General features: G+C 71.6%; 2 protein-coding genes. Both read left to right on the plus strand.

The window, feature by feature from the left end; genetic code table 11:
- Positions 1-132 precede the first annotated feature (132 nt).
- Positions 133-1,194, plus strand: coding sequence for a cytochrome P450 (locus ABZ885_RS40365; RefSeq protein WP_360200069.1), 1,062 nt, complete (start codon positions 133-135; stop codon positions 1,192-1,194).
- 249 nt (positions 1,195-1,443) lie between these two features.
- Positions 1,444-1,737: a TetR/AcrR family transcriptional regulator gene (locus ABZ885_RS40370; RefSeq protein ID WP_360200071.1), complete on the plus strand. Its 294-nt coding sequence runs from the start codon at positions 1,444-1,446 to the stop codon at positions 1,735-1,737.
- Positions 1,738-1,828 lie beyond the last annotated feature (91 nt).

A 1,828-nucleotide genomic window follows, 5' to 3' on the forward strand; every position in this document is an offset into this window, starting at 1 on the left:
GCCCAGCGCGCCGAACTCACCGCCGCCGACCGCGAGGAGGTCTCCCGGTGATCCCAGCCCGCACCGGATGAAGGGCGGCGCGCTGCTGCTCGGAGGCCCTCGATCAGCGATCAGCTGCTCACCGACCCGCGGGTGTCCAAGGACGCCACCCAGCACTGGCCGGCCTTCATCGAAGGGCGCATCACCTCCGAGTGGCCGCTCTACCCGTGGGTCGCCAACGAGAACATGCTCTTCGCCTACGGCGCGAGACACACGCGCCTGCGCCGGCTCGTCGCGGGGGCCTTCACCACCCGGCGGACCGAGGCCCTGCGGCCCGCCGTCGAGCGCAGCGTCACCGAGTTGCTGGACGGCCTGGCCGCCCTGCCCGCCGGACAGCGCGTCGACCTGCGCCGCACCTTCGCCAACGAGCTGCCCATGCGGGTCATCTGCGACCTCTTCGGCGTCGCCGAGGAGGTCCGCGAACCGCTGTGCACCGCGCTGCAGCTGGTCTTCAGCACCTCCACGTCCGCGGAGGAGATGGCCGCGGCACAGGTGGAGGTCTTCGGGATGCTCGGCGAGATGGTCCGGGAGAAGCTGCGCGAGCCCGGCGACGACCTGACCTCCGCACTGATCGCGGCCCGCCACGAGGACCAGGGCCTGAGCGAGCAGGAGCTGCTCGGCACCCTGTACCTGATGATCGCGGCCGGGCAGGAGACGACCTGCACACTGATCGCCAACACGCTGGGCGCGCTGCTCTCCGACCCGGCGCAGCTGGAGCACGTGCGCGGCGGGCACGCCGACTGGGCCGACGTCATCGCCGAGACCATGCGCAGCCGCAACCCCGCCGCGTACTCGCCGATGCGCTTCGCGGTGGAGGACATCGACCTGGACGGCGTGCTGATCCGCCGGGGGGACCCGATCCTGGTCTCCTTCGCCGCCACCGGCATCGACGCCGAGCACCACGGCGAGGACGCCACCCGCTTCGACCTGCTGCGCCCGGGGCGGCGGGACCACCTCGGCTTCGGGCACGGGGTCCACTTCTGCGTGGGGGCGCCGCTGGCCCGGATGGAGGCCACGCTGGCGCTGACCGGGCTGTTCGAACGGTTCCCGCAGGTGGCGCTGGCCGTCCCGGTGGAGGAGATCGAGCCCATAGCGTCGTTCATCGTCAACGGCTTCGGCTCGCTGCCCGTGGTGCTGGGGCCGGCGGCGGCGTAGCGCCGCCCGGGGGCGGTGTGGCGGGCGGTGCCGTCCGCCACGCCGGCCCCGGCCTCCAGCCTCCGGCCCTGGTCCCGGCCCTGGCTCTCGTTCTGGCCACCGTGATCCCCCCGCTGACGCCTCTTCAGAAGAAACCGACATGATGGTTTAATATTCGAAGAAGTCCGGATGAAGTTCTGGCCGGATGATCGGGATGGGGGTCGGGCCCGCTGCCGTCGCGCAGCCGTCCCGCCGTGAGGAGGCCTCGCGATGGTGAAAATGGTGAAGCAGAAGCGCGCCGCTCATACCCGGCAGGCGTTACTCGTCGCCGCCGGCGAGGAGTTCGCCACCGAGGGGTTCGACACCGTCTCGCTCGCCCGGATCGCCAAGCGGGCCGGGGTCAGCTACGGCGGCCTGCACTACCACTTCAACACCAAGCAGGACCTCGCCGCGGCCGTCGTGGCCGAGGCCGCGACCGTGCTGCGCGACGAGGTGTGCGCGCCCGGCAGCCTCACCTCTAGGAACTGCCGAACCTCGGACTCGACTTCGTGCCGCTTCATGTAGACGCCTTCGCAGGCGTGCCCGGCCGTGCGCGCCCCGCTTCCGCAGCGGTATGCGAATCCGCTGATCGCCTGCTTCTTGCGGACTGCCGCGT

This window comes from Kitasatospora sp. NPDC047058, assembly GCF_040643935.1.
Lineage (GTDB): Bacteria > Actinomycetota > Actinomycetes > Streptomycetales > Streptomycetaceae > Kitasatospora.

Bases quoted from the DNA above. Each gene is read 5' to 3' on its own strand.
- ABZ885_RS40370 (WP_360200071.1), top strand. From the start codon at position 1,444: ATGGTGAAAATGGTGAAGCAGAAGCGCGCCGCTCATACCCGGCAGGCG.